This window comes from Campylobacter sp. MIT 97-5078, from assembly GCF_006864455.1.
In the GTDB taxonomy this organism is placed as follows: domain Bacteria; phylum Campylobacterota; class Campylobacteria; order Campylobacterales; family Campylobacteraceae; genus Campylobacter_D.
Map to the genome: position 1 here is coordinate 1 of NZ_QHLK01000025.1, position 6037 is coordinate 6037.

6 protein-coding genes are annotated in these 6037 nt (G+C 35.0%); 5 read left to right on the top strand and 1 reads right to left on the bottom strand.

Features of this window, described 5'->3' with window-relative positions; translation table 11 throughout:
• Positions 1-202: 202 nt before the first annotated feature.
• The gene (locus DMB91_RS08470; protein WP_143116903.1) at positions 203-1609 is read right to left on the bottom strand and encodes a major outer membrane protein; all 1407 of its coding nucleotides are present in this window, start codon (positions 1607-1609) and stop codon (positions 203-205) included.
• A gap of 157 nt (positions 1610-1766) precedes the next feature.
• Here DMB91_RS08470 and DMB91_RS08940 point away from each other — a divergent pair, with 157 nt between their 5' ends.
• The 5 genes from DMB91_RS08940 to murI all read left to right on the top strand — a co-directional run bounded on the left by DMB91_RS08940 (position 1767) and on the right by murI (position 5672).
• Positions 1767-1925 carry a hypothetical protein gene (locus DMB91_RS08940; RefSeq protein ID WP_156104152.1) on the top strand — a complete coding sequence of 53 codons (159 nt, stop codon included), beginning with the start codon at positions 1767-1769 and terminating at the stop codon, positions 1923-1925.
• 167 nt (positions 1926-2092) lie between these two features.
• Positions 2093-3274, top strand: coding sequence for a Na+/H+ antiporter NhaA (nhaA, locus tag DMB91_RS08475; protein WP_143116904.1), 1182 nt, complete (start codon positions 2093-2095; stop codon positions 3272-3274).
• A complete protein-coding gene (gene nhaA, locus DMB91_RS08480) occupies positions 3261-4415 on the top strand; it encodes a Na+/H+ antiporter NhaA (RefSeq protein ID WP_143116905.1) in 1155 nt (384 codons plus the stop codon). Before nhaA (DMB91_RS08475) ends, nhaA (DMB91_RS08480) begins: the two co-directional genes overlap by 14 nt.
• A gap of 29 nt (positions 4416-4444) precedes the next feature.
• Complete coding sequence (locus DMB91_RS08485; RefSeq protein ID WP_034907037.1) at positions 4445-4918, top strand: C40 family peptidase; 474 nt, start codon at positions 4445-4447, stop codon at positions 4916-4918.
• 7 nt (positions 4919-4925) lie between these two features.
• Entirely contained in the window at positions 4926-5672 is a 747-nt protein-coding gene (gene murI, locus DMB91_RS08490; protein ID WP_034907036.1) for a glutamate racemase, read from the top strand.
• Positions 5673-6037 lie beyond the last annotated feature (365 nt).

Genomic DNA, 6037 nt, shown 5'->3' on the forward strand with positions numbered 1-6037 from the left:
AATGAAATTATATACAAATAAGCTTAAAGTTTTATTAAATTGTTTGGGTTTGGGGAGGTTAATATTTTTAAATTTCAATAAAGTATGGCTTGTAAAGCATATTAAATCTTTTAAAAAAGAATAAATTTTTTAAGTCAAAGATAAAAATTCAAATACACCATTAAAAAAGCAAAGAGGCATAAAGCCTCTTTAAATGTGAAATTTAGAATTTATAAACTGCTTGGAATCTCACAGTGTCTTTGGTATTTTTAGCATCTTCATAGTTACCATTAGTTCCTACGCCTTTATTGCTTTTCCAGTCAAGATAAGAATACCAAAGCAAGAAATCAAGGTTTTTGCTGTAATTATAGCTTGCTTCTACAACAGCTTCCATTTTATCGCCACCGCCGTAATACTCAGCATTGCCTATATTTCTATCTCCAGCTTGAGTTGAACCATACACAAATTGCACACCAAGTCTTAAATCAGAAGGAAGAGTATAGCCAGCTTTTACATAGCCAAAAGTGTTTTGTCCAAAGCTGTTCATGATATTTGAACCTTTTACATAAAAGATTTCTCTACCACCAGCAAGAAAGCTATCATCGAGTCTATTGATGGTAAATTTACCTTTTTTACCATACAAAACCCCACCTAAAGAACCATCAAAGCCATAACCTTTTAAAGTTCCCATTAAGTTGATCAAATTTCCATTTGCGATGAGTGTTTCATCTGCATTTCCACCAGTAGGCAAATTCGCAGGAGCTGATGTCATTTTTTGTGCAACCATTCTATCTTTTAAAGCAGAATCAACAGAGTTACCCAAATAGCTTAATTGCAACGTATAGTTTAAGTCTTGATCGATATCTAAACCATACACCACATCAAGAGCATAGAAAAACGCTCTTTTGTTAAGATAGCCTAACCAAAGTTGTGTATCAAGGTTAGAACCACCTAGATCATAAGAACCTATAGCAGCTACGCCATAGAGATTTTGTCTAAAGAGAAAATCACCAACTGAATTTGCTGTATTTTGTGCTGCTGAAGTTGTAACGATGCCATTGTTATCAGTAGTAGCTTCATATTTATCTATATCCCAAAAAGGTCTATCACTATCTTGTTCAAAACTATCCACAGCAAAAGCAGTTAAAGTCAAGCCTTCAACACCTGTGTAAGTTGCCCTAGCTGACATTGAAGAGATATCATCAGTCCAAATGGACGTAAATTCTTGCTTACCCCAGGTAAAACTTGTTGCATAATCAGCAAGATCATATTGCAAATACGCTTGGCGAAGTTCAAAAGTTTTGTTTGTAACCGTTGTGTTACCAACTCCATAGCCACCATCGTTATCTGGTCCGTATTGAACTTGTCCAAACACCTTAAAACCATCACCAATATCAGCTTTAGCACCCAATCTTGCTCTTATATTGTGTTGTTGATGTCCACCGATATTGTCTTGAGCACTGATGCCAGAATTGTTTTGAGAGCCGTCCCAGCTACCTGTATCGTAGCGGTATCTTAACTGACCTGAAAAATCAACATTCTTAATCGCATCTTCTAAAGAAATCGCATTAAGTGCTGAAAACGAAGCTGTGGTTACAGCTGCGACAAGACTTAGTTTAATTAACTTCATAAAAACTCCTTTAAATCAAAATAAATAAAGCAGGCGTATTGTATCATAAAAAAATGCAAAAAATTCCTAAAATGCGTTTTTTTTGCATTTTTACTCTAAGTTTTAGTTAGAATTTGACGATATAATCTTAATACAAGTATATAGAAAAGGAGAGAATATGATCCAAGATTCAACTTATGGTAATGCTTCTTTGCTCGTTGCTACAAGCACTTCAGCTTTGCAAAAAGCTGTGCAAAGCAATGAAGAAATGATAGCCCAGCTCGTTGAAAGCACTACTGAAGCAAACTCAAGCGAGGTGCTTGATATTTATGCGTAAAAAAGCTAAGACTTTGCATTAAAACAAAGTCTTAGCTTTTTATCATAAAAATTCTTTATTTCATTGCATTTTAAAACAAAAATTTAACTTTTTTAAGTAAAATACCTTAAAATTTTGTCTTTATACAAACAAAACTCTATATTTTTAAGAAAGAATAAACACTGGTAATGAAAAATATCAAAAGACTTGTAAAAAACGAATCTTTTCCGGGATTTTTACTCATCGCTTGCACATTTTTTGCTCTTGTATGCCAAAATACTATATTTAGTGCTATTTATGAGAATTTTTTATATGTTAAAGTAAGTTTTTCAGTGAATGATTTTACTATCTCTAAAACCTTGCTCCACTGGATTAATGACGGACTTATCGCTATTTTTTTCCTCTGCATAGGACTTGAGCTTAAATATGAAATTTTAAGAGGACAATTACAACATATCAAAGCTGTTTCACTGCCTATATTTGGTGCTTTAGGCGGTATGATCATGCCAGCTTTGATCTTTTGGGTGATTAATTATAATGACGCGTTTGCGATGAAAGGCTGGGCTATACCAACGGCTACTGATATAGCTTTTGCAGTAGGAATTCTAATGCTTTTGGGTAACAAAGTCCCGGCAAGTTTAAAGCTTTTTTTACTTTCTTTAGCAATTTTTGACGATCTTGGTGCGATCATTATCATCGCTTTATTTTATACAAACGAGCTTTCAAGCTTAGCAATTTTCGTGTGCATAGCTTGTATATTGGCACTTTTTATATTAAACTACTTACGCGTGAGCAAATTGCCTTTTTATTTTATCGTGGGTGTGATTTTGTGGATAGCTATGCTTGAAAGTGGCGTTCATGCGACTTTATCTGGTGTTATTGTGGCACTTTTTATCCCCGTAGAAAGAAAAAATGGCAAACCTTTTTTAAAGCATCTTTATCACGATCTTGATCCTTGGGTAATCTTTTTTATCTTGCCTTTATTTGCCTTTGCAAATGCTGGTATTGACTTGCGTGATATGGAATTTTCAGCCCTTTTATCACCGGTAAGCTTAGGTATATTTTTAGGGCTTTTTGCAGGAAAACAAATCGGTGTATTTTTATTTAGCTTTATCAGCATTAAGCTTAAAGTCGCTACCCTGCCACAAAATGTGAGTTATGCTCAATTTTATGGAATTTGCATACTTACGGGCATTGGCTTCACGATGAGTTTGTTTATCGATGGACTTGCGTATGCTGAAAATGTTAGTGCCTTTGAACACGCTGATCGCTTAGCTATCTTGCTTGCAAGCTTTGTAAGTGCTTTGGTTGCTTATATTTATCTTAAGTGTGTTAAGATTGAGAAAAAGGACAAACTTGCAAGCACTTAAAAATTTTGTTAAAAACGAAGCTTTTGCCGGAGTTTTACTTATCGTCGCAACCTTGCTTGCGTTGTGGATAGAAAACGGCTCATATCAAGGAGTATATAAAAATTTTCTTAGCCTTGAGGCTGGTTTTAAGGCTGGAGGATTTGAGCTTTTCAAGCCTTTTTTGCTGTGGATTAATGATGGGCTTATCGCAATTTTTTTCTTTTCCATAGGACTTGAGTTAAAAAAGGAATTTACACAAGGCGATTTTAAAAATCCAAAAAATATTACCCTGCCTTTATTTGGTGCGATAGGCGGGATTATCGTTCCAGCACTCATCTTTGCTTTGATTAATTTTAATAATCCTTATGTTTTAAGGGGTTGGGCGATACCAACGGCTACAGATACGGCATTTGCACTTGCCATACTTTTGATGTGCGGTAAGCATTTGCCAATAAGCCTTAAAATTTTTTTATTAAGCCTAGCTATTTTTGATGATGTTGGGGCGATCTTAATCATCGCAATCTTTTATACAAATAAGCTTTCGGTTTTTGCTCTTGTGATTGCCATGCTTACTATTTGTGCTTTGTTTGTTTTAAATTTACTCAAAATTACACGTAAATCTTTTTATTTTATCTGCTCCCTAATCCTTTGGATAAGCGTCTTAAAAAGTGGCGTTCATGCGACTTTAGCTGGCTTGGTTACGGCATTTTTTATCCCTTTATACACCAAAGATGGCGAGCCTTTCTTAGAAGAAATTTATGAAGGTTTAAAAGCGTGGTTGGGTTTTATGATCTTGCCTTTATTTGCCTTTGCAAATGCTGGGGTAAATTTATCAAACATTGATTTTTCAAGCTTCTTTTCAGGCGTGAGTTTAGGTATATTTTTAGGACTTTTTGTAGGAAAGCAAATCGGTGTATTTGCACTAAGCTACCTTAGTATCAAGCTTAAATTTACTAAACTCCCAGAAGGAGCGACCTTTAAACAACTTTATGGGGTTTGCATACTCACAGGCATTGGCTTTACGATGAGTTTGTTTATCGATAGACTTGCGTATGAGGTAAGCGATGTTTTTAATTATGCAGATAATTTTGCCATACTTTTAGCATCTTTATGTTCTGGAATTTTTGGCTTTGCTTATTTGAGATTTTTTGCAAAGTCTTAAATTTTCAGACGTATTGTTTAAAGGAAATGATGAAAAATTTACAATTTATTTTTATTATAAGCTTAAGCTTTTTTATATCAGCTTGTTTTAGCTCTCATTCATCATATAAAACACAAAGAGGTGTTAATGCCACACCCTCAAAGCTTGAAAGTATTCACAAAGAATGGCAAAAAACGCCGTATCGTTTGGGCGGGGCAAGTAAAAATGGTGCAGATTGCTCTGGCTTTACTCAAAGCGTGCTTTCACAACACTTTCGCACACAAATTCCACGAACAACTGCTTTACAAATGAAAAGCGGACAAAAAATTTCACGCAAGAATTTAAGAGCTGGGGATTTGGTGTTTTTTAGGACAGGAAGGGGACCAAATGGCTTGCATGTGGGAATTTATGTTCAAAATGATAATTTTATCCATCTCTCACCTCGCGGTGGGGCAAGAAAAGGTTCGTTAAATAGCAGTTATTGGAAACCTAAATACTTAGGTGCAAGACGATATATAAAATGAGGCAAAAATGAGAATAGGTGTATTTGACAGCGGGATTGGTGGCTTGAGCGTGTTAAAGCCTCTGCTTGAGGCGAGGTTTTTTGATGAAGTGGTGTATTACGGCGATACAGCACGCGTGCCTTACGGAGTAAAAGATAAAGAAACTATAGTGCGTTTTTCTTTAGAGGCTTTGGAATTTTTTGAGCCTTTTAACCTCGATATGCTCATCATTGCTTGCAACACAGTGAGTGCGTATGCTCTAAGAGAACTTAGAGCAAGGACTAAAATGCCTATTTTTGGCGTCATTGATGCTGGCGTAAGCGCGGTATCTAAGACTTTACAAAATAAAAATGATGAAATTCTCATCATTGCTACTCAAGCGACGATAAAATCTAAACGCTATCAAAACCTCCTCGAAAAATTAGGCTTTTCTCACATTAAAGCTCTATCCACAGGGCTTTTTGTGCCTATGGTTGAGGAGGGAATTTTTGAAGGAAAAATCGTTGAAAGTGCCTTTGAATACTATTTTTCTTCTTTACAAAGCAAGCCAAAAGCTTTAATACTTGGTTGCACTCATTTTCCACTACTTGCAAAATCCTTGCAAGAATATTTTGGAGAAGATATCCTGCTGATTCACTCAGGACAAGCCCTTGCTGATCAACTTGAACGCAAATTCCATCTCAAAAGAAAAAACAAAAAAACAAAAGTAAGCTATTATGCTTCAAGTGACATCAAAAAACTAAAAGAAAAAGCTAAAATTTGGCTCAAACACTAAAAAGATTAGCTTAGCTGGCGTAGCAGTGATTATTCAGAACAGCTATCAAACAAGCCAAAGTGAGGGCTTTTTAGAGTGATTTTAATGAAAACACTGGCATACTAAAAAGCTTTAAGATAAACAAAAACAAGCACAAAATCAACTCTGGGATTTTCTTGATATTTGATAAATTATCTATATATTTTTGTTTGGAATCAAACCACGAAAGTTCCATTAAGTTGTGTTTATATTATAAAAACTAGCAATTTGATTTTATTCAACAAAATTTTAAGTAAATTTTGCTATGATCCTAATTGCCCTTTTTTAGACCTGTGCAATACTATCTTAAAGTACCGCTTCAGGGTGGGAACACAGCAGAGCAACTT

Coding starts and splice junctions, on each gene's coding strand:
- DMB91_RS08470 (WP_143116903.1), bottom strand. CDS start 1,609: ATGAAGTTAATTAAACTAAGTCTTGTCGCAGCTGTAACCACAGCTTCG.
- DMB91_RS08940 (WP_156104152.1), top strand. CDS start 1,767: ATGATCCAAGATTCAACTTATGGTAATGCTTCTTTGCTCGTTGCTACA.
- nhaA (WP_143116904.1), top strand. CDS start 2,093: ATGAAAAATATCAAAAGACTTGTAAAAAACGAATCTTTTCCGGGATTT.
- DMB91_RS08485 (WP_034907037.1), top strand. CDS start 4,445: ATGAAAAATTTACAATTTATTTTTATTATAAGCTTAAGCTTTTTTATA.
- murI (WP_034907036.1), top strand. CDS start 4,926: ATGAGAATAGGTGTATTTGACAGCGGGATTGGTGGCTTGAGCGTGTTA.